Below are 20724 nucleotides of genomic sequence, written 5' to 3' on the forward strand. Positions count from 1 at the left end.
GCTCCAGTGCCACGCCGACTCAAGTGGGCCATCCTCAAACTGAGGATGGTCCGGCACAACGCATCAGAACCTAGCGCCGACCAGGTGCGCGAGTTGAGCGCCACCTTTGTAATATGCCTCCTTGATCCGCCGAAACGGAACATTAACGGGCGTTGAAAGGGGTAGGGGAAGATCCGCGTCCGTGATTTCGCCAAGGAGCAATTTCGCCAAGGTGCGTCCGAACACGGTGCCAGGCGCAATCCCCCGCCCATTGTACCCGTTGAACGATACCACATTGCGTCCCAGCCTATGGAAATGCGGTAGGCTATTCCTTGTCATTCCAATCTCGCCATACCATTCATACTCGAACTCAATATGTGAAAGCTGCGGAAAGAGACGGGTAAGTGCGCGGCGCCCCCACGCGCGATGAATCGGCAGTGCCCTATCGGTCAACGCACCGACGCTGCCGAAAACAAGTCGCCGTGCATTATCGAATCGGAATGAGGTGAGAATCTTCCGCGTATCCCATGCGCCCTGGCCTTCCGGCAGGATCAGCTGACGGGTCTTGTCGCCCAGCGGGCGAGTTGCCATGTTGAAATATGGGAGATGCGCCACTTCCTGTCGCAGTTCCGGCCAAACATTTTTAGTGTAGGCATTGGTCGCAACGACTACCGCTTCCGCGCGTACCTGGCCTGACGCCGTCTTGATTTCCCAATGATCGCCCTGGTCGGTCGCGGAGTGGACGAGACTTCCGGTGTAGATGGTTGCGCCGGCGTCAATTGCCGCGTGTGCCAGGCCGTGCGCATACGCGAGGGGTTGGATGGTACCGGCGCGGCGGTCCAGTAACGCGCCGGAATACCCATCTGTCCCAACTTTTCTCGCGGTTTCCGCAGAGCCCAGCACCTGCACGGGTGCGCCCCGTCCCTGCCACTGCCGGGAGCGCTCTTCGATTTCCGCTAACCCTTTGCGACCGACAGCACAATGGAGCGTCCCCTGCTGTTGAATTTCGCATGCAATTCCGTACTTCTTAACAAGCTCGAAGACCAGGCTGGGAGCGTCACTGAGAAAATCAAGAAGGCGCTCACCATGTAAGCTGCCGAGGATTGCGAGAACGTCGTTCGGCATGATCCACAGACCCGCATTAACTAGGCCGACATTGCGGCCAGAGCCACCGAAACCAACCTCAACCGCCTCAAGGACGACGACGGACGCCCCTCCCTCCGCCAGATGCAGCGCCGCCGACAGCCCGGTATACCCACCACCGATGACAACGACATCCGCCGCGAGTTTTGTTTCTAGCGAGCGGCACGGTGGGGCAGGGGGAGCGGAAGCATCCCAAAGCCCATGGCTGCGGGGATCACCCTGCACGGAAGGAGCCCCGCAAAGACATGCTGCAGTCTCGGCAAAAGCTATTCAAAGCGCGATCCTTAGGAAGTCACTGCTGGAGGGTGCCCAGAAGTTTTCAAAGCCTGAGATTTGGCAGTTAGCCCGTCTAAAACAACTACCTTCAACCGGGGCAAATTGAGTCCTCCGCGCCACAGCTCAGAGTGATTGCAAATAATGCTAAACGCGCCAGCCATTGAGTTGAGGTGTTATCGATAAAGCGCTATTTCGGCTAGCTGTATAGTTAGACGATGGCCTCGGCGTTTAGCTCGGGCCTGGAACGGCCAAGCGCTGTCGCTCCCCGGCAAATTCCTAGTCTCGCCCTACTGTTAGGCACATCCTCCGGTGCCGACCACCTCGAAAGAGCCGAAGCGCATTTCCAAGGAGCCGTCCTACATGACCGGCGCCGAAATATCCGTGGGCGGGGGATACACCGCAACCAGTCAGCGGCAGGATTCCACGTTCGCATTGATACCGAAGAGATGTTCCGCCAGTTCTTTTCATCATCGAAGGCGCGGAAAATCATCCCGCATACAGCGAAACCCACCGTCGGCTCTCGGCGCAGCCGCCCATATCAGCGTCTACGCCCCGTCAATGAAGAAGGCTCTCGACCTCGATCCGGCATGACGGAATCTGACAGCCGACTGATAAGCCGGACTGTCATACCATGCCCGAGCCGCGATCATGTTGGGGAATTCGAGGATCACTGCGCCTTCGATGGTGTCCCCCTCTAGTTGGTCCAGGGCACCGTAGACGGTGAGCGGCTTCAAGGGATGGCTCTGCGCTGCCAGAGAGGCCCTTGGTCCGTACTCAGCAAGCGATGTGGCGTCGGTAGTCTGTTCCCGGATCATCACAAAATAGACAGACATAGTGGGCACTTTCTAACGATGAAGGAGAGCTTCACGCAGCGACGGTCTGCATGTTTAGGCTCTTGAATAACACTTGAGCGGAATCGTCTGGAGTGCCCGCGCGGAGCTTTTCAGACTTGAGCCAAGCCACCATCGACAGGGAGATCAATGCCAGTGACGTAGCTGGACTCACCAGATGCCAAGAAGTAAGCGCCTGCGGCGATTTCCTCGGCCAAGCCGAGGCGGCCGAGCGGCGTCATCGAGGCGAACGCGGTCTTGGCAGCATCCGAGGCGGCATCACTATCGAATTGGCCGCGGATTTTCGGGGTCTCTGTCGCGCCGGGGCTCAACGTGTTGACACGGATTCCCTTGCCCTTGAGTTCCTGGGCCCAAACCCGCACCAGTGCCCGCACACCGGCTTTCGCGGCCGTATAGGTGCCGTGAGCAGGAATGCCCTTCACATTGACGACCGAGGACACGACGACGATCGAACCGTCGCGAGTCATCATCGGCAAAGCTTTCTGAACCGTAAACACCACGACTTTCACGTTGATATCCATCGTCTTGTCGCAATGCGCCTCGGAGAGATCGAAGATTTGGGCATGCTCCTGAAACCGGCATTCGCGACCACGATATCGACAGCACCCTTCTCGGCTTTGACCGTCGCGTAGAGCCGGTCGAGGTCGGCCATGCTGGTCACGTCGCCCTGCACCGCTGTTACGTTTCCCCGATTTCGGCTCTGGCATTGGCCAGTTCGGATTGCCGGCGACCGGTGATGAAGACGTAGGCGCCTTCTTTGACGAAGCGTTTGGCGGTGGCGAGGCCGATGCCGCTCGATCCACCCGTGATAATGGCAATCTACCTTCGAGATGAGACATGAAATGCTCCGTGTGCCGCCGTTGGTCCAACGGCGTCTGAGTGGGGAGCAGCTACGGCTTGGTGCTGCTCGCGAGACGGAGTGCTATTCCTAGTCACGAGTTTCAGAGCCGTATAAGCGATATTGGGTATTCTTACAGGGAATAATGGGCCGATTGCAGGCAATGACGACGTTCGTAAGGGTTGTGGAGATGGGATCCTTCTCCGCCGCGGCCCGACAACTCGGCGTAGGGCAGCCGGCCGTGTCCAAGACAGTCGCCCAATTGGAACAGCAACTTCAGGTAAGATTGCTGGTCCGTTCAACGCATGCTCTCGCTCCAACCGATGCCGGCCTACGTTTCTACGAACGCGCCCGACACGCGCTCCAGGAGGTCGATGAGGCGGAATTGGAGGCGCGAGGCGCGGGCGCGGGGCTGCCGGGCCGGTTGCGGGTCTCAGCGGCCACGACTTTTGCCCGGCTGATGATCGTACCGCACTTGCGGGAGTTCATGGCGTGCCATCCATCACTCGATATCGACGTGGTCCTCGACGACCGCGTCATTGACCTCGTGTCTGAGGGAATTGACATCGCCCTGCGGCTCGGGACGCTGGCCGACTCGGCTGCGGTTGCGCGAAAGATTGCGAGTGGTGGCCGGTCCGTGGTCGCAACGCCGGCCTATTTGGCATGTGCAGGAACGCCGAAGCTGCCCGCCGATCTCGCACACCATCACGCAGTGGTTTACAGCCAGCTTAGTGATAACTGGGTTTTTAGGCAGGGTGGCGAGGAAGTGTCCGTCGCCGTGCGTGGTCGGCTGCGGGTCAGCGCGGCGGAGGGACTCCGCGCCGCAGTGCTTGCCGACATGGGGTTGGCGGTGGCGTCGGACCGGATGTTCGTCCCTGAGATCGCGAGCGGAGCGGTGCAGTGCGTGTTGCCACAGTGGAAGCTCCCACCGATCGACCTTTGGGCCGTCTTCCCAACGGGACGTTTGGTAAGTGCGAAAGCTCGCGCTTTCGCCGACTTTGTAGAGGAAACCTTGGGCACCAAGTACGCTTCCACCTAGACTAGCGCGGGCGTTAAACCACGAGCGGGCGCGAAAGGCCCCGCCACCCGCGGGAGTCGACCGCAGACGGCTCGAGTCACGCCGGATAAGACGTTTCTGCGCGGAGAGGTTCGTGCGACGACCCCGATGTTCGTAAACTTGTCCGACCTGGCACGAAGGCCGCCCCCACCAGGCGGGTTTTTCGCTCGATCAATTTCCGTCTTGTCGTTGGCCAGCAGCACGTGCACCGCAGGATAATCCATCTTCGACCGTCTGCCATGAATGATCAATCACCCGCGAACTCGGGTTTCGCAGGTCGCGAAATGCCAGCGAAATAGAAGTAGTCCCCGTCGTCCAGGATGAACCTATAGGCTCGGCCTTCGCTCCACAGGCGAAATTCAGACGCTGGCACGAGGCAGCGGTGGCTTGAGACGGTCCGCCAAGGCGCGCACCAACGTGTAGGGACGATCGGCGTGCTGGCCGGGCCGAAGACCCAGGCCGCCTCCCATCTCAACACCGTCGCTGTCGCGCCGTATGATGGCGCGGTGCTGACCCAGCGGAGCGTCCAGATCGAATTGGGTTGCGCTCATGCTTGTGCACAGAATAGGAACGGTGGCTCGCTGCAATCGAGTCCGCTGCGGAGACCTGCATGTGCAACAATTATCGATTGGAAGTGGAGGCCTCGGTAATTTTCGAGGAGTTCGCTGACCTCAAGATCAAGATCCGCTTCTCCGAAGGGACGCCGAACGTCCAGGCGCGCCAGGACATTAAGATCACGGATATGGCGCCAATCGTACGCACGATCGACGGCGATCCGGACGCCGGCGATCTGGTGCAGCGGCGATGGAGCTGGCCGGGGCCGAACGGCAAGCCCGTCTACAATCTCCGCTCGGACGGCCGCGAGTTTGCTTCCGGTCGCTGCCTCATCATCGCCGACGGCTTCTACGAATTCACCGATCCAGCGGACGAAAAGAAAAAGCGCAAGGACAAGTGGCTCTTCACGAAAAAGAACGAGCCGATCTTCTGCGTCGCGGGAATTTGGCGCGCCAACAAGGATGTCGGCGAGGCGTTCACGATGCTAACGATGGAGCCTGGCCCGGACATAGCGCCCTACCATGATAGACAGATCGCGATCCTCAATCGGGAGGATTGGAAGGCGTGGCTCGATCCGTCGATTTCTGCGAAGTCTATCCTAAAGTCGCTCCCTGCCGACAGCCTGTCCGTCGAGCAAGCAGGCATTTCTCGGGGCGGCAATCTGAGCGAGCACGTCGCAAGCCTTCAAATGTCCGTGCATCCGGCCAGATGAGCCGTTCATTCCTCGGGCGCGGCGTCGCCGGTCTGAACCTTCTCGCTGCCTCGAGTTTCTGATGAGGCTGGGGGGTCCTGTTTCTCGCCCCTGGCGACGAAATCAGCGCGTCATTCGCGAGCGGTCGCTGCGGCTTCAGCGCCTCGGCGGGCTGCGCCGTCGTTCAGATATCGATCTCCTTCCTGGGTCGTCAGGATCACAGGCATGGTTTTGAGTTGATAGGCATGGACGCGGGCGTTGGTCTCGTTGTCAGAAACCCGAAGATGTTGTTGGTGGTCTCGTGGGGTCGCCAATGTTTAGAGGGCGATTGCGACGTTCCTCACGCCCGAATCCGACCTCTTCCAGCGCCCTTTACGGTCGATCAGGTCATGCCGGCGTCATCGGTTTGCCCCAGCGCGCCGTGGTTAGTGTGACCTGACGCCGGCTATCAGATGTCCCGACAGGAGACAACAACTCTGCTGATAGGCCCGCCATCGCTCCGTGCTGATACCGTCGCGACTCGTGGCGCGGCCTGGTCACCATTGGACGGGTGAAACCACTCACGTGCTCATCCCGCTTCCCTGTTCTGACCGAACAGGAGAGGCAAGCCGAGCATCCGCAGTCGGATTTTATCGAGGATTCGGTCAGGAAGAATTCGCGGCAGCGTCGTCAACAGCGTCGCGTCCTTGCCAGCACGGTATCGAATCTTCGGCCTATCGCTGGTCAGCGCGTGGTAAATGGCTAGGGCCACGACGTCCGGTACGCTGCCACGATTCTCGCGCGCTGTGGCACGTTGCGAGAAGATGCGGAACATCGCGCCGTAACGGCTGCGTGCCTCTGGGGGCCAGCTCTCGATCTCCGTATCGACGCCACCCAGGGTCTTTTCCACAGCAGGCGTCCGGATCGAGCCGGGTTGGACGACGCAGACCTGGATACCGAAAGGATGCAACTCCATGCGCAACGCGTCGCTGAACGATTCAAACGCGGCTTTGCTGGCGCAGAGCGCGCCGCCGAAGGGTATCGTGATCTTGGCGCCCACCGATCCGACATTGACGATGCGGCCCGAACGTCGGCGTAGCAATGGCAGAAATACCTGGATCATTGCGAGTTGGCCGAAGACATTGACATCGAATATGCGGCGGACCCGTTCGAGGTCGACTGCCTCTACGGGAGCCGACATACCAATCCCGGCATTGTTGACCAGACCATCGAGGCCAGCCCCGTTGGTAGCATTTTCGATCAACTGGCGGCCACGCGCGATGCTCTCAATGTCAGCAACATCCATAATCAAGGGAATGATTAGGCCATGGGTCTCCCGCGCCAGGCTCGCGCCGTCCTCGAGGCGCCGGCAGGCGGCAAAGACACTGACCCCACTTTGGGCGAGGTGAAGCGCTGTGGCCCGGCCGATTCCGCTGGACGTGCCTGTAACCAGAACGGTCCGCTTCGAGACGTTGGACATGGCAGACTCCAAGCCGATTGCTGGCGAATCGTTTCTTAACAAAACTGCCGATCGGTGGCCATGCTTGCCACCGCCACGTGCTGGCGAGGCCTAGAGGCTAAATCGGCTAGAAGTGTCTGCCCCCGCACCGGGCGGGAAAGTCGCCGGACAACGTGGCAGCGTTGTCCGAGACGAGTGGAGGCTTTGGACGATGGCTCTCACGTCGGGCTCTACTCCCGCCTTGACCCCTAAAAAGCCAGTCTCCGAGGAGCCGCCGCCGCACTCGAATTATGACGGACAGGGAAACGGTCGAACGCTGCTTGGCCGCCTAGGCATCTGTCTGAGAAGGAAGGCTTCGGAAGGGGATGATGCTCCCGAAGCTATGAAGCACGAGTCGTCATGACATTACCGTGCCTCACCAGAAGGGCAGGGCGGGTTGCCTCAAAATCAGAGTCAAACCCGCCGTGACCACCGCAATGGAACAGACCCTAGTCGCCCGCGCCGATAGTCGCAGCAAGTTTATGAATATCCATTAGAGGCAACGGATTTGCCGGATTCTGAAGATTCGGATTCATGTCGTTCGATGCTCCGCCGGGGAAGCGCTTCATGTTCGGGAAATCCACGATGGACTTGTCGAATTCCATGATCACCGGCGCGAGCAGCGAAATAGCCCAGCCATTGTCGTAGCCGGCGTAGCGGCCCGGCGAAGTGGTCGGCAAGCGAGTGCTCACCGCACCGTTAAACGTCATGTCGTATTTCTCATACGGGTCCATGGTGAGATTGTAATAGGAGCCTATGGCGCCGAGGCTCTGCTGTGGACCAAGCCAAGTGTCCTTGGCGGTATAGAGGACTTTCCAAGCGATGTGCGTGTCGGGGTTCGCGGGATCATCGCCGACATCAGCGCGAGCGCCTTCGAAGCTCTCACCGTCGGTATAGATCCACGAGGTGCGCGCCGAATGACGAGCCTTGCCCTCGATGTAGGCACTGTTGTCGATACTGTCGAAGTAGATCGGCTTGCCGTCGTTGTCGGTCCAGGCGCCATGGGGCGGCGGGGTGAGGCCTACCATCGTCGCGAGCGTCGCCCAAAGGTCAATGTGCGACATCATCTCCCCATAACGTGCGCCGGCCGGAATCTTTCCCGGTGCCCACATGATGCCAGGCACACGGAACCCGCCCTCAAACGGCGATCCTTTCTCGCCGCGGAACGGGACAGTGCCGGCGTCAGGCCAAGCATCCTGCCACGCGCCATTGTCGGCCGTAATGATGACGATGGTGTTAGGAGCCTCGGCACGAATGGCATCCATAACCTTACCGATGTTGGAATCTAGTTCCAGCATGGCGTCGGAGTAATTCCCGAGATGCGATTTTCCAATGAACGCCTTGGCCGGGATGTTCGGATTATGCATCTTCATGAAATTCACATCCATGAAGAAGGGCTTGGCGTCCTTAGCGTGCTGCTGGATGTAGCCGACCGCCGAGTCAGCTTGCCGAACATCGAACTCATGTAGATAGTCGTAGTCGATGCGGGCGACCTTGATCGCGGGTTTGCCAGCGGTGCCCTCCCACTCGAACAAGTTTACAACCTTTTGGTATGCGTCCCAATAAGGGGCGTTGAATTTCGGGAACCAAGGATGTGCGAAGCTATCCGTGTCATCATACGTGTAGACGCCCGGATAGTATGCGGCAAACTCCTTCATTTCGTCGAAGCCGTGTTCAATGGGGTAAAATTTGGGTTGATCGCCCAGATGCCATTTACCCGAGTAATAGGTACCATAGCCGTGTTTTTGGAAAAACTCGGCAATCGTCGGCGTTGATTTTGTCAGTCCGTTCGGATCGCCAGGCACAACCACGACCGAGAGAGCCGAACGGATGGGGATGCGCCCGGTAATAAAAGAGGCGCGCCCGGCAGTACAACTCGCCTGACCATACCAGCTCGTAAACACCGCACCTTCCTGGGCGACGCGGTCGACATTCGGCGTCGGATGGCCGAGGTTCGCGCCCCCACCATAGGCGCCGAAATCCCCCCAGCCGGTGTCGTCGGTCATCAGCATGACGACATTCGGACGCTTCTCTTCCTGCGCCTGTGCCGAGCTCGCTACGGCGGCCAAAGCCAACATAGCGACGCCCGCGCTCAGTCCCGCTACGAAGAGCGATTGCGTCTTCCTGACAGTCTTTGGAAGCTCTTGCTGCTGCAGGAGGTGTTTAGTGCGCATTTTTATTCTATCCTTCTTGTGATTCCGCTTGTGAAGCCAGACTGCTACATAGGCCGATCGTTTTTCAGAATTTGCCACAGGCTTAATCCAAAAGCTCAGCGGTGGGACGTTATCGGCTGCAATCCCATGGATAATAGCGTTTTGCGCTACTGAGGCTCCCCGCGGTCGTCATTGTCCATAGCCAACATCTGCCTAGACGAGGCTAGGCGCCAATACCATTTCAGAAAAGCAAAAAATGACAAACCCCGTCGGGGTGTTTTTTGTTGCACGCAACGGCGTATTGTCGGCCCCACCTGACCTTCTTTGGAGATTGGTCGGGTTACGGACGGCTACCTCGCGGCCAACCAAGCATCGACCAGCTCGCGAACCGCTTCCGGAATCGGACGGCGTAGCAGGGTGCCATCGAGCGCTGCCCGCGTGAGCCCGATACGCTCGGCTAGAGTGGCAACTGTCGCGGGCGAGCGGTGCCGCTTGGCGCGCAACCACTCTTGCTCGATCTCAATCGGATGCGCCCGGATCAAGAGCGGTCAGGGGCGCTATAGGTCTCCGTCGCCGGCGGGTGTTGTTGTCAAAGGTGGCGGGCAGTTCCGACGGGTTGACGTGAATCTCCCGCGCAAGCTGCCCTAGCGACCAGTGGCGCCATGAGAGAGCGCTCGATCGCGGAAGGCGAGGGACCCGGTGTCGTCGCTCCGCCACCAACCGGCCGATTGGCTAGATCCGTGGTCCGTCGGAACTAAACCTCAGGAGAACGCGTGCTCCACTAATTTATTCCGCATAATGAACTCCCAATCATAACTCACGCCTAGGCCTGGGCCGGTTGGGACCGGGACGCATCCATCGGAGCCGATGGATTCAGGCTGGTCCGAGTAGCCGCAGGTATAGACCGGGGGCACGACGTTGGGCATGCCGGGTCCGACCAGCGCCAGCTCGTAGTAGTGAGTGTTCCGCATTGCGGCGACGCAGGCACGATGGGCCGGCCCGCAGGCATGGACTTGCACGTCGATACCGACCGCCTCACCAAAATGGGCGATCTTCATCGCTCCGGTGATGCCCATATCGTATTCGGGATCCGCGTGGATCATGTCGCATCCGCCGGCCAGGACGAAATTCGCCTTTTGCTCAAGGCCACGGATATGTTCAGTGACGAGCAGCGGCGTCTTGAGCTTCTCCCGCAGCATGCGCTGCCCGTGAGCCGAAACGGATGCGTCCCGATACGGATCCTCATACCAAAAGAAGCTCGCCTCGTCGCAGGCCCGCCCGACATAGAGCGCGTCCGCATAGGTGCGAAGTTCGCAGGCGGGATCGAGCATCAGCGGGTAGTCATCCCCGACAGCGGCCCGAGCGCCAAGCACATTCGCAGCCTCCCGCCGGCGATCTCCGTCGTGCCATCCGTGGATCTTGAAGCCGGCGAAGCCCTGTTCCTTGCAGGCGCGGGCGTAGTCGGCGAAGGCCTCAATCGAATCGAGGCCGCCGCCATCCTCCTGCCCATGGTGCGTACTGGCATAAGTCGGCAGTTTTGAGCGATACGCGCCGAGCATCGTGGCAACTGAGATGCCGTATTTCTTGCCGACCAGATCCCAGAGCGCGATGTCGAGTGGACCGTGGCCCATATGATCATAGGCGCGCAGTTCCCGCTTGAGATCGTCGTAGATTTCCTCACGGTGTTCCGGGTTTCTCCCCAGCAGATGTGGCGCCAGCATGATGGTCTGGGCAAGGGCGGCCGGCGTCCCGACCCAATGAGTGACATATTCGCCCTGGCAGCCATCATCCGTCCTGATGCGTATGGCATAGCGACTAACGGTCAGGGTGCCCCCAGGCGCGTGACGTAGATTGCTAACCCCCATGGCACGGTGCTGTCCGAGGCTGAGCCCCTGCACGGTGAATTCAAAAGGAAGGACGCTAACCTGGGAAATGACGCTCATCTAAATTTATCTCCAAATTAACCTGGGCGGCGACTCATAGGCGATAGATTGCAGCAGCATTTTCAGCGAACAGCTTCCGCCTCTCATCCTCCGGAAAATCGCTCACGATTCTTCTGAACGATCCATAGAGATGATCGAAGCTGCTGTAGAGTTTGTCGACTGGGAAGTTGCTGGCAAACATGCATCGGCTGACGCCGAAGATGTCTATCGTCTCTAGGACAAAAGCGCGAATAGACGCCTCATTCCATTGCCAGTCGGTCATCCCAAGACCAGAAATCTTAACCGAAACGTTTGATTCTCCGGCGAGCCGGCGCATGCCTTCCCGCCATTGGGTGAGGCCTGCTGAATCGCGATCAACCGGCATCCCGGTATGGTTCAAGATGATCGACGTATCAGGATGGTTGTGCGCGAGAGTGGCGGCGTCCATCATCTGAGGCGGGTAGATTTGCAGATCGAAAGACAAACCATGGCGCTTGAGCAAGCCGAAACCTCGTAGCCACGCTGCATCGGTCAAAAGGTCCGGACGTGCCACAAATGTCTTTTCCGGGTCCGAATGCCAGTTCACGATATGCCGGATGCCTCGCAGGTTGGCAAACGCGCAATGTCCTTCCAGAACCTCCGCAACGTTTGGTGCATGCAGCTCCGCTCTTGCCACGATTCCGTGGGGAAATCCATTCTGATTTGCGATCGATTGCAACCACCTCGTCTCCTCGACCGGCCGTGTCGGATCAAACCCGCCATCGACATGAACGGATTTGATCAGGTTTTGGCCTGACGCGTCTGCCAGGTAGTCCTTCAGCAGATATGATCGCGCAATCGGTTCCACATTTCCCGCGACACTTGGAGGCAAAGGCCTTGTGGTCAGCCAGGGGTAGGGGAAGCGGTCAAGATCCCAGAGATGATGATGGGCGTCTATAATTGGCAAGTCGTCCATGAGATCCTCCTCGAACAGGGTGGCCCGCAGCGACCATGATTTACTCGCGTTCACGCGTGTAGGCGCGATAGAGCAGGACAGCAGCTATGATCACGAGCCCGTAGATGATGTTGCGAAAACCGATCGAGATATTGACGATCGCCAGGACTGTCGTAAGAACCGTCAGGAAGAAGGCGCCGACGAATGTGCCGGCATAGCTACCCCGCCCTCCGTAGATCGAAGCCCCGCCCAACACGACAGCGGCGATTGCCGGCAGGACGAATTGATCGCCCATGCCAAGAAAGCTCATCGACGAGAAGCCTGTGAACAAAATCCCGGTCAGGCCCGCGCAGAAACCGCTAACCGTGTAAGCCGCGATCAGGACGAAATCATTATCGATGCCGGTGAGGCGGCTGACCATGGGACTTTCGCCGACGCTGTAGAGATAGCGGCCGCCGCGAGTAGCGTGAAGGCAAGCGCTGACGACGATTGCGAGTCCGATCCAGACGAGTACGATGATAGGAATCGGACCGAGCCAACCGGTCGCGATTTCCTTGATGCTCGCTGGCGCCGAGCCGGAGGGCGTTCCCTGCGAATAGATCAGGGTTAGTCCCTGCATGATGTTGTTCATGCCGAGCGTCATCACGATCGGTGAAATGTTCAGCTTGGCGATACCTAAGCCGTTAGCCAAACCAGCGAGAGCGCCGACACCGAGACCTGCCGCGACCCCAATCCAGAGGTGCCCCTCATTGCCTTGCGTGATGCCGGTGAAAATGATGCTCGCAGCCGTGACGTTCCAGGCGATGGAGAGGTCGATCCCTCCCGTCAATATAACGACCGTCTCACCGATCGCCGCGATGCCGAGGTCAGCGGAGAGGGCCAGCAACATCAGCACATTCGACGGCGCCATGAAGCCGCGGGCCAGGATGCTGCCTACGAGGAACAGAAGGACAGTGCATCCGGTGATCGTCAGTGGCGCGAGGACGACAGGCCGGGCAAAGCTATTCCGCATGCGTCGCGTGTTCGTCATTGTCGCCCTCCACGCACGGCAAGAAGGAATCTTTTCCGGATCATGTCGAAGCCGACGACGCCGACGAGAATCAGGCCGTTGATCAAGCTCTGGTAGAATGAGGATAGGTTCGCGAAGTACAGCAAGCTTCCAATGATGGTTAACGTCAGGGCTCCCATGACGACGCCGAGCGGCGAACCGCGCCCACCGACGATCGCGACTCTGCCCAGCACGACGGCCGCAATCGACAAGAGGATAAAGCTGTCGCCGATCGTAGGCGACCCGTTCGCGGTCGCGATGGCCAGGTAGAGGCCACCCAACCCAGCCAACAGGGCCGCAAGCACATAGGCCCCGAACTTGACGGCCGAGACCGCGACACCGCTGGATCTGGCCGCGCCCTCGTCCCCGCCCACTGCGCGAAGCCAAATTCCGAAGCGGGTCGTCATCGTCCAGCCAGTCGCCAGTGCGGCGCAGACAAGCAGGACCAAAGGCACTGGGAGGAGTGCCGGGCCGCCATTCGTCAGAAAGGCCGTGAGGCCGGCGGGCACGGTGCCCCCGGGACTCGGCAGGATCACAAGTGCGACGCCCTGGAAAATCGACATGGTCGCGAGCGTCGCCAGAATTGGGGGCAGTCGTAGCCTCACGACGAGGATTGCGTTTGCCAAACCTCCGCCGGCCGCCGCGACCATCGCAAGGAGCACCGCGCCGATGGGACTTGTCGAAAAGGTGAGAGCCGCGATCGCGCCGGACACGCTCATCATTGGCCCGAGCGACAAATCGATTCCGTTGGTCAGCACGACAAAGAATTGGCCGAGGGCAACAAGAACCAAAGGCAATGCGTTCATGCAAAGCGTCTTCAGGTCGAACGCGCTGAAATGCCCACCCTTCAGCAAGAAGTCCACGACAAAGAGCACAATGAACGTCACGGTTGCGCCGAATGCACCCTGCCGGGCCGCGCCACTAGGCCGCGGCCCCATCGCGGACCTCCTGCCCAATCGAGGCCCGTACGATGGCTTCGGCGGTAAGGCCGTATCCAGAGAGCTCTGCATTGATGCGGCCATCAATCATCACCAAGACACGATGCCCCAGCTCGACGAGCTCATGTGCGTCGGTAGAATAGAGCAAGACGCCGACGCCAGACGCGGCGAGATCGACGACGATGTCATAAATCTGGGTTTTCGTGCCGATATCGACCCCGCGCGTGACGTCGTTCAGCAACAATACCGTTGGTTTGGTCAGCAGCCATTTCTGCAGCAGGACCTTTTGTTGATTGCCACCGCTCAGCGCGCCAACGGGCTCGGCGCCGGAAGCCGCTCTGATCTTCAGTCTATCGATCGACTGGGAAAGGATTTGCTGTTCGCGCTTGTGATCAATGAGCCCCATCCAACTCGACAAGCGGCGCAGGATCGCGAGCGAGAGGTTGACGGCAATGCTCTTGTGCAACAGCAGGCCCTCCACCTTGCGCTCCTGCGGTACGTAGGCGATGCGGCGGCGGATGGCGTCCGATGGTTTTCGCAGATCACATCTCTTGCCCGCTACGGTGATCGTGCCGCTTATCAATGGATGGTCACCGAAGAGGCTCTTCAGCAGCGCGTCCTGACCCTGGCCGACGAGGCCGCCGACGCCCAGGATTTCGCCGGGCGCCAGCTGTAGCCCGACGCCATGCAGAACGTCACTTTCAAGTCCTTCGGCTTGCAGCAAATCCGTTCCGCCTGATGCCGGACGCTTGCGGGGAAAGGCTATTCCCAGAGGGCGGCCTGTCATTAATTCGACTGCTCGATCGTGTGAGACATCCTCGACGGCGGAATGAGCGACTAGCTCACCGTTCCGCATGATCGCGACTCTCTGGCAAAATGATTCAATCTCCTCCCAGCGATGTGAGATAAACAGAATGATCGTGCCGCGCTCCCGCTCTGCGGCTACGATGCCGGCGAGCCACTTTACTTCCGGGGCGCCGAGTGCGGCCGTGGCCTCGTCCAATAACAATACCTTTGGCCTGCGCGTGACGGCGCGGATGATTTCGACCATTTGTTGCTGACCGAGCGTAAGTTCGCCCACTATCGACGACGCGCGAACCGGTACATCGAAGCGATCGAGCGTCTCCTGGCCTTCGCGCAGGCGACGCGCTTTGTCGATGCTGCCCCAGGAACGGATGGGTGGCTTGAGAAGGCTAAGGTTCTCCCCAACGGTGAGGCTTCTGATCAGTGTGAGTTCCTGGAATACGCTGACAATGCCACGGGCCAGGGCAGACCGCGGGCTCAGCCCTGTAACCGACGCTCCTTCAAGGCGAACCACGCCCTGGTCCGGGCGGATGATCCCGCCCGCGATCTTCATCAGGCTCGACTTGCCAGCGCCATTTTCCCCGACCAGGCCCAAAACGGCGCCGGAGGTAGCGTCGAGCGTCACGTCGCGCACCGCCCTGGTCGCTCCGAAGCTCTTTTCGATGGATTGCAGCACTAGCATGATGACGGCCTCAGCTCAGTGCGGGGCGCGGCCCCGCTCCCGAGTTTTACTTGCCGAGCGAGTCTTCGATGGTGAGTGGCTTGAGGCCAGAGCCAGGGATGTCGATATCGTCGTAGACTGTGGGCGGAAGGTTGGAAAACACATTGACCCCTTCCTTGAGCTGCGCTGTTGTCAGGGTCGGGATGCCGACATTGATGAGTTTTTCGGGAGGCGGATTCTTGTTCAGCACATCCACCGCGACCTTCAACGCATAGGCACCAAGTGTCGGCGGATCGCCAACGGAAATGCCTTCCAGGCCCTGGTCCTTGTATTTCAACATCGAGAGACGCCAGCCGTTCGAACCTTCCCCCGTCATCGGAACGAAAGTTCGGTGCGTGTTAAGGAATGCTTGGACAACGCCATAATCCCCCGCCTGGTTGATGATGCCGTCGATCGATGGGTGAGCTGGAAGAACCTTCATGATTTCCGCTTGTGAAACACTGTCGTCCCACTTGCCGTAGACTTCCGCTACGATATGGATGCCTGGATACTTCTTGAAAGCATCCGTCGCGCCTTGGTATTCTGCTCGATCGCCTTCGAAGCCAGGCACGCCGCGATTCATGATGATATCGCCCTTGCCCTTCAGTGTATCGGCCATCCACTGGCCCATGATTCCACCGAATTTGACGAAATCGACACCGACTTTATACGCGGAGGGTGCCGTCACCGCATGGTCGAAATCGACCACCACGATACCTTGCTTGGCTGCTTCCTCAAGCACGGGGTTCAATGCGGATTCCGAGGCGGGGTCAACCAGGATGGCATCGACTTTCTGGGAAATCATATCATCGATCGCGGCGATCTGTGCCTGAACGTCGGTTCCCGAGTTGACGACTGTCAGCGTCACCTGACCGTCGTAGTATTTTCTCGCATAGGCCTTGGTGAGATTGACCATCTGAACTCGCCACTGATTCCCAATGTAGGAATTGCTAAGGGCGATGTGATAAATCTTATCAGCCGCTTTCGCGGGAACCGCGGCAAGCGCGGATGTCAAAGCGCCGGCGCAGGCCAAGGACAGCAGCGTCGAGCGCCGTATTGATTCGTTGGACATTCATCCCTCCTTTTGACTCGAGCGTGTTCCTCGAGTTCTATGTGTTTTCGTTCCATCTTCGGTGAGCTAGCGAGCGCGGGGTTCTCCTTTGATCAATCGCCAGTGATGAGGCGTTCGAGCTCGTGGCGGGAGCGCTCGATATGGGCACGCATCAAATCGGATGACCGCTGCGGGTCGCGTTTGGCGATCGCCTCGACTATCACGGCATGCTCTGCAAGAGCCGGGGTCGCGTCCACGATTCCGTGGTGCAAATAGAGATGCGCTAGCCTGTGGTGGCTGTGCAAACGATGGATGGCATCCGAAAGGAACCGATTTCGCGCCGCCCTCGCGATGATCGCGTGAAATGCGGCATTGCCGGCAGTGAACTCCGCGAATCTGGCATAGACTTCTCCGGTCGGCGCCACCCGCATCAAAGCTTCAGCGTGCTTAAGCTCGATGAGTTCGTCATCGGTTCTTTCTTTGGCAGCCTCGCCAGCCGCAAAAGGCTCAAGTTGAAGTCTAACGTCGTAGAGGTTGTTGAAAGAGCTTTTTGTAAGCAGCGGCTCCGTTCGGAAGCGCCCGTTCTCGCGTTTGGATACCAGCCCATCGCTCTCGAGCCGCGCCAGCGCTTCCCGGATCGGCGTTTGGGATACCCCTAGGTCCCGAGCAAGCACGTCGATCGCCATCCAGCTTTCTGGCGCGATGTGACGATCGAGAATGAGCCCCCTGAGCGTCTCGTAAGCGTGCTCGGCCAGGATCCGCCGATCCAGCGGCTTGGAATCAACGGCGCGGGCTACACCCAAGATCATGAACGGACTTCGATCCCGAACAGTGTCTCGATAGCCACGCTTTTATCGAACGACGAGCCGATCATGTCAAGGATACCCTATAGGGTATAGGTGTAGGTCGCCGAGCTTTGTGTGAGAAAGACTCCCACATCAATGAATCGTGCTGACACTTACTGTGCCGCGACGCCCATCTCGGTATCCTGCCAGGAGATAAGCGATGACGGGACGCAAAAGGCCCCTTTATGCAGAGAACGATCTAGCGCTGGCGCGTGCGCTGGGGGTGTTGAGCATTGGCTTAGGCCTCGTCGACGTGTTCGCCCGTCGTGCGGTATCGGAAAAGACCGGAGTTCGAAACGAGGCGTTGGTGGGCCTCTATGGCTTGCGCGAGATCGCAACAGGCATCGGCCTATTGGCGGCCCGCGATCCCGTGATCTGGGTATGGGCGCGCGTTGGCGGCGACGCGCTGGACATGGGCACGCTTGCTTCCGGCATCACGCCGCGCAATCCACGACGAAATGGTGCGCTGGCGGGCTTGCTGATGGTGGCAGCCGTCACGGTGTTGGACCTTGCGCTCGCTGGTCGTCTACATTGTGTCGCGGAACGTGGGGCTGATCCGGCATCATGAGCACAAAACGCCGATCCATATCGAGTGTGACCGCGTCGGCGATTGCAGTGGCGTCGCTGCTCGCCCTCGCTGGATGCTACGGTCCTGGCATGGGAGGATACGGCGCCCCGGACTATGAGGGTGGAGCCCCCAATTATGGCCCGGACTATGGTCCGCCTGGATTTGTCGGCGACTACGGCGGAGGTTGCTGGAATTGCGGTTATGGCGGTGGGAACCGTCGGCCGCCGCCTCCGCCACCTGGGTCCCCTCACTATGGCGGTCAGGGCCGCCCTCCGCCGCTCAATGCAGGCCTGCCTCCGAGGCCGCCTCCGGGCGTGCCCATACATCCAATCGGGCCGCCCCCCGCAGCGGCTCCGTTTAATCCGGTAAATCAGCGGAATGGTCAGCCACTCATTCCTCAGGCGCCGCCTCCGATAAGGTAGGCGGCATTGTTGTCTCCGAGGTGAGATCGACGGCGTCTGTTGCCGTCACGATGATGCTGTCATTTGCGTTTGTTCCATGAAAAGGCGGTCAGAGCTTCAGCACTGGCGATAGTGGTCGGCTGGATGCGGACATGTTGGGTAGCTCGAAGAGGGCTTCTCAGGTAGTGCCATCATACTTTGCGCGATCTGATGTCTCGCAATATTTCGCGCCGACGCCGGTTCGTTGGAGCGAGTCACACCTTTAGGCTAAAGGAGGCAGAGTGTTCCTGCGTTATCGAAAAGGTAGACCTCCTCGTATTTGAAAGCCAAGGGTCGCCCGGGCCTTGCAATATGTGGCTCAAAGGTCAGAAGCGGGCTGCTCCCCAATGGCTGACCGCAGTTTGCGTCGATGAAGGCGCGGTTTGTGACGTCGGCTCCGATGCTATGGCCGAAATTCCCCAGGAAATCCAAGTTCTCGTAACCGCGATTGGCGACTTCCCTGGCGACCAGAAAATGAAGTTCCTGAAACGTCATTTCTGGCCGTGCTTCCGCCCGGATGAGCGAATGAAGGGCGGCTTCCGTTGCCATCCCGTCTGCTTCCTCATATCCCGCTGCCTCGGGCGTAACGATATCACCGTCCCTCAGGAAATAGCTTCGCGCACAATCTCCCCATCGGCCGTCAATCTCCGGATGAAGATCGATCGTAATCATTCCGTCAGCACCGATCGCTACCTCGCCCGGAGCGTAGACATCGCCTTCAACCGAAAGGCGCAAATTCTCACCCGCCAGGACGTATGCCGGCGTCGTATACCACCAGTATCCGGTAGCTCCGGCGGCATCCATCAGACGCCGGCATGCGCTCGCCAGAGAAGCCTCTGTAGCACCAGTCTTGATCTCGCTTTGAACGGCGATCAGCGTGTCACGCGCCGAAAGTTGTGCTCGCCTGTGCGCGCGCAACTCCGTGTCGGAAAGTTTCATCTTGTTTTCCTCGTCGGGCCGTTGACCAGTTGCATGGGTCAGAGAGCGATCTTCGTCAACTCAGTTTACCGGCGATGATATCGCGCGACATCGAATGCCCCCCAAAGTCAGGGCCTGTAAGGGCTTAGGCCTCTATGAGAGGTCCGTGATTTAAAATTGAAGAACTTTCAATAACTTTCTGTTGTCAGAAGATGAGAAACTTGACTTATATGCTTGGCACTGTCTGGAGAAGCTTGGAGCTCTACGGGTTGCCAATCATAACATTTGGCTCCGTTTCGCCTTGAACGTACTGATTATGAAAAACTTTCAATGAGTCAACATCAGTTAACCAGTTTGCGTTGAGGCGAGTGCCTCGCACGCGGGCTTCGAATGATCGAGCGAGAGCAGGGAAAAAGCATGGTTGGCGAAACCGGCCCCGTCGGACCGCGGAGAGTGACTCGCTATGAATGGGAACCTTCTTACGTCGGGATACAGACGTTCCTGAAGCTGCCGCTGTGTCTTTCGCCCGAGGATCTTCGGGCCGGCGCGATCGACATAGCAATTGGCGGTATTCCGTGGGACGGTACGAACACCGCGAGAGCTGGGACTCATCTCGGCCCGCAAGCGATCCGTCGTTGCGACAACGCGTGGTCGCCGCCCTTCAATCGTCCGTCGCAGACGGTTCGGGTCGACGCATTCCAGCATTTTGTAATGGCTGACTACGGCGACGCCCAAGTTGTGCCCGGCAATACCGAAATGACCTTTGCGAATATCCGCAGTTTTGTCGGGGAAATCCTTGATGCGGGCGCACTTCCGATTCTCCTCGGGGGCGACCATGCCATCACCGGCCCGATCGTTTCCGCCGTGGCGAAGAAATATGGACCAGGCAAGGTCGGCGTCATCCAGTTGGATGCTCACAGCGACACCGCTCCGACGCCCCAGGGTCATATCATGAACCATGGCAACCAGATGTGGGAACTTGTGCAGAGCGGCGACGTACGGGGTTCCGATTTCGTGCAAATCGGCATGCGCGGTGGTTGGCCCGATCCTTCAGTGACGGCTTGGATGCAAGAGCAGGGGATGAAGACGCATTACATGGCCGAAGTCCTTCACCGGGGGTTCGACACCGTACTTGATGAAGCCATCGCAGAGGCAAAAAGCGGCGCGGAACATTATTTCCTGACGGTTGATATCGACTGTGCCGATCCAGCTTATGCACCGGGCACTGGGTCACCGGAGCCGGGCGGGTTCACCAGTCATCAGATGTTGCGGGCGGTGCGGCGAATCGCGCACGAGGTCGGCTTGGTGGGTATGGATGTCGTCGAGGTTAGTCCGCCCTATGACGTCGGAAACAATATCACGGCGCTGCTCGCGCATCGGTGCGTGCTAGAGGCGATCACCGGCCTGGCGATGCGCCGCCTTGGAATCACGCAAGCGGATTATCTTGACCCGCGCGCCGCTGGCGGACCAGCGGTCGATGGCCGGATAGATCGTATCGGCTCAGGTGGCCGCTAGCGGCGAGCAAGCGAGCCAAAC

Annotated in this window: 18 protein-coding genes and 1 pseudogene; 4 read left to right on the forward strand and 15 right to left on the reverse strand. The window is 59.2% G+C overall.

Annotated elements, in window-relative coordinates; genetic code table 11:
• Positions 1–63 precede the first annotated feature (63 nt).
• The 4 genes and pseudogenes from GSQ92_RS24545 to GSQ92_RS31865 form a co-directional block, all read right to left on the reverse strand.
• Positions 64–1347 (reverse strand): FAD-binding oxidoreductase, encoded by a 1284-nt coding sequence (locus tag GSQ92_RS24545; RefSeq protein ID WP_158802455.1) that lies wholly within the window; start codon positions 1345–1347, stop codon positions 64–66.
• Positions 1348–1943: 596 nt separating this feature from the next.
• Positions 1944–2231, reverse strand: a complete 288-nt coding sequence (locus GSQ92_RS24550; protein WP_159014168.1) for a DUF1330 domain-containing protein — start codon at positions 2229–2231, stop codon at positions 1944–1946.
• A 110-nt stretch (positions 2232–2341) separates the two neighbouring features.
• Entirely contained in the window at positions 2342–2770 is a 429-nt protein-coding gene (locus GSQ92_RS31130) for an SDR family oxidoreductase (RefSeq protein WP_254066680.1), read from the reverse strand.
• Positions 2755–3068, reverse strand: a pseudogene (locus tag GSQ92_RS31865) (SDR family oxidoreductase). Before GSQ92_RS31865 ends, GSQ92_RS31130 begins: the two are co-directional and overlap by 16 nt.
• Positions 3069–3232: 164 nt before the next feature.
• Here GSQ92_RS31865 and GSQ92_RS24560 point away from each other — a divergent pair.
• Positions 3233–4126 carry a LysR family transcriptional regulator gene (locus tag GSQ92_RS24560; protein ID WP_159014170.1) on the forward strand — a complete coding sequence of 298 codons (894 nt, stop codon included), beginning with the start codon at positions 3233–3235 and terminating at the stop codon, positions 4124–4126.
• A 377-nt stretch (positions 4127–4503) separates the two neighbouring features.
• Here the strand turns inward: GSQ92_RS24560 and GSQ92_RS24565 are convergent, their stop codons facing one another.
• Positions 4504–4695: a hypothetical protein gene (locus GSQ92_RS24565; protein ID WP_158802453.1), complete on the reverse strand. Its 192-nt coding sequence runs from the start codon at positions 4693–4695 to the stop codon at positions 4504–4506.
• 59 nt (positions 4696–4754) lie between these two features.
• Between GSQ92_RS24565 and GSQ92_RS24570 the strand changes: the two genes are divergently transcribed.
• Positions 4755–5411 carry an SOS response-associated peptidase gene (locus GSQ92_RS24570; protein WP_158802452.1) on the forward strand — a complete coding sequence of 219 codons (657 nt, stop codon included), beginning with the start codon at positions 4755–4757 and terminating at the stop codon, positions 5409–5411.
• A 547-nt stretch (positions 5412–5958) separates the two neighbouring features.
• On the opposite strand, the gene GSQ92_RS24575 is transcribed toward GSQ92_RS24570, so the two are convergent.
• The 9 genes from GSQ92_RS24575 to GSQ92_RS24615 all read right to left on the reverse strand — a co-directional run bounded on the left by GSQ92_RS24575 (position 5959) and on the right by GSQ92_RS24615 (position 17226).
• A complete protein-coding gene (locus GSQ92_RS24575; RefSeq protein WP_159014172.1) occupies positions 5959–6849 on the reverse strand; it encodes an SDR family oxidoreductase in 891 nt (296 codons plus the stop codon).
• Between the two features lie 467 nt (positions 6850–7316).
• A complete protein-coding gene (locus tag GSQ92_RS24580) occupies positions 7317–9041 on the reverse strand; it encodes an arylsulfatase (protein ID WP_216856929.1) in 1725 nt (574 codons plus the stop codon).
• Positions 9042–9781: 740 nt separating this feature from the next.
• A complete protein-coding gene (locus GSQ92_RS24585) occupies positions 9782–10963 on the reverse strand; it encodes an enolase C-terminal domain-like protein (protein WP_158802449.1) in 1182 nt (393 codons plus the stop codon).
• Between the two features lie 34 nt (positions 10964–10997).
• The gene (locus GSQ92_RS24590; RefSeq protein ID WP_158802448.1) at positions 10998–11897 is read right to left on the reverse strand and encodes an amidohydrolase; all 900 of its coding nucleotides are present in this window, start codon (positions 11895–11897) and stop codon (positions 10998–11000) included.
• A gap of 40 nt (positions 11898–11937) precedes the next feature.
• Entirely contained in the window at positions 11938–12906 is a 969-nt protein-coding gene (locus tag GSQ92_RS24595; protein ID WP_158802447.1) for an ABC transporter permease, read from the reverse strand.
• Positions 12903–13862: an ABC transporter permease gene (locus tag GSQ92_RS24600; RefSeq protein WP_158802446.1), complete on the reverse strand. Its 960-nt coding sequence runs from the start codon at positions 13860–13862 to the stop codon at positions 12903–12905. The genes GSQ92_RS24595 and GSQ92_RS24600 overlap by 4 nt, the downstream gene beginning before the upstream one ends.
• Complete coding sequence (locus GSQ92_RS24605; protein WP_158802445.1) at positions 13846–15348, reverse strand: sugar ABC transporter ATP-binding protein; 1503 nt, start codon at positions 15346–15348, stop codon at positions 13846–13848. The genes GSQ92_RS24600 and GSQ92_RS24605 overlap by 17 nt, the downstream gene beginning before the upstream one ends.
• 46 nt (positions 15349–15394) lie before the next feature.
• Entirely contained in the window at positions 15395–16438 is a 1044-nt protein-coding gene (locus tag GSQ92_RS24610) for a sugar ABC transporter substrate-binding protein (protein ID WP_158802444.1), read from the reverse strand.
• A 92-nt stretch (positions 16439–16530) separates the two neighbouring features.
• Complete coding sequence (locus GSQ92_RS24615) at positions 16531–17226, reverse strand: GntR family transcriptional regulator (protein WP_158802443.1); 696 nt, start codon at positions 17224–17226, stop codon at positions 16531–16533.
• 196 nt (positions 17227–17422) lie between these two features.
• Here GSQ92_RS24615 and GSQ92_RS24620 point away from each other — a divergent pair, with 196 nt between their 5' ends.
• On the forward strand, positions 17423–17830 hold the full coding sequence (locus GSQ92_RS24620) for a hypothetical protein (RefSeq protein WP_158802442.1): 408 nt from the start codon (positions 17423–17425) through the stop codon (positions 17828–17830).
• A 668-nt stretch (positions 17831–18498) separates the two neighbouring features.
• Here the strand turns inward: GSQ92_RS24620 and GSQ92_RS24625 are convergent.
• Positions 18499–19209, reverse strand: coding sequence for a M24 family metallopeptidase (locus tag GSQ92_RS24625; RefSeq protein ID WP_158802441.1), 711 nt, complete (start codon positions 19207–19209; stop codon positions 18499–18501).
• Positions 19210–19641: 432 nt separating this feature from the next.
• Between GSQ92_RS24625 and GSQ92_RS24630 the strand changes: the two genes are divergently transcribed.
• Entirely contained in the window at positions 19642–20703 is a 1062-nt protein-coding gene (locus tag GSQ92_RS24630; RefSeq protein WP_158802440.1) for an agmatinase family protein, read from the forward strand.
• Positions 20704–20724 lie beyond the last annotated feature (21 nt).

Origin of the sequence: Acidisoma sp. S159, assembly GCF_009766125.1 — a bacterium.
Taxonomy (GTDB): Bacteria; Pseudomonadota; Alphaproteobacteria; order Acetobacterales; family Acetobacteraceae; genus Acidisoma.

Coding starts and splice junctions, on each gene's coding strand:
- GSQ92_RS24550 (WP_159014168.1), bottom strand. CDS start 2,231: ATGTCTGTCTATTTTGTGATGATCCGGGAACAGACTACCGACGCCACA.
- GSQ92_RS31130 (WP_254066680.1), bottom strand. CDS start 2,770: ATGGATATCAACGTGAAAGTCGTGGTGTTTACGGTTCAGAAAGCTTTG.
- GSQ92_RS24560 (WP_159014170.1), top strand. CDS start 3,233: ATGGGCCGATTGCAGGCAATGACGACGTTCGTAAGGGTTGTGGAGATG.
- GSQ92_RS24565 (WP_158802453.1), bottom strand. CDS start 4,695: ATGAGCGCAACCCAATTCGATCTGGACGCTCCGCTGGGTCAGCACCGC.
- GSQ92_RS24570 (WP_158802452.1), top strand. CDS start 4,755: ATGTGCAACAATTATCGATTGGAAGTGGAGGCCTCGGTAATTTTCGAG.
- GSQ92_RS24575 (WP_159014172.1), bottom strand. CDS start 6,849: ATGTCCAACGTCTCGAAGCGGACCGTTCTGGTTACAGGCACGTCCAGC.
- GSQ92_RS24580 (WP_216856929.1), bottom strand. CDS start 9,041: ATGCGCACTAAACACCTCCTGCAGCAGCAAGAGCTTCCAAAGACTGTC.
- GSQ92_RS24585 (WP_158802449.1), bottom strand. CDS start 10,963: ATGAGCGTCATTTCCCAGGTTAGCGTCCTTCCTTTTGAATTCACCGTG.
- GSQ92_RS24590 (WP_158802448.1), bottom strand. CDS start 11,897: ATGGACGACTTGCCAATTATAGACGCCCATCATCATCTCTGGGATCTT.
- GSQ92_RS24595 (WP_158802447.1), bottom strand. CDS start 12,906: ATGACGAACACGCGACGCATGCGGAATAGCTTTGCCCGGCCTGTCGTC.
- GSQ92_RS24600 (WP_158802446.1), bottom strand. CDS start 13,862: ATGGGGCCGCGGCCTAGTGGCGCGGCCCGGCAGGGTGCATTCGGCGCA.
- GSQ92_RS24605 (WP_158802445.1), bottom strand. CDS start 15,348: ATGCTAGTGCTGCAATCCATCGAAAAGAGCTTCGGAGCGACCAGGGCG.
- GSQ92_RS24610 (WP_158802444.1), bottom strand. CDS start 16,438: ATGTCCAACGAATCAATACGGCGCTCGACGCTGCTGTCCTTGGCCTGC.
- GSQ92_RS24615 (WP_158802443.1), bottom strand. CDS start 17,226: ATGATCTTGGGTGTAGCCCGCGCCGTTGATTCCAAGCCGCTGGATCGG.
- GSQ92_RS24620 (WP_158802442.1), top strand. CDS start 17,423: ATGACGGGACGCAAAAGGCCCCTTTATGCAGAGAACGATCTAGCGCTG.
- GSQ92_RS24625 (WP_158802441.1), bottom strand. CDS start 19,209: ATGAAACTTTCCGACACGGAGTTGCGCGCGCACAGGCGAGCACAACTT.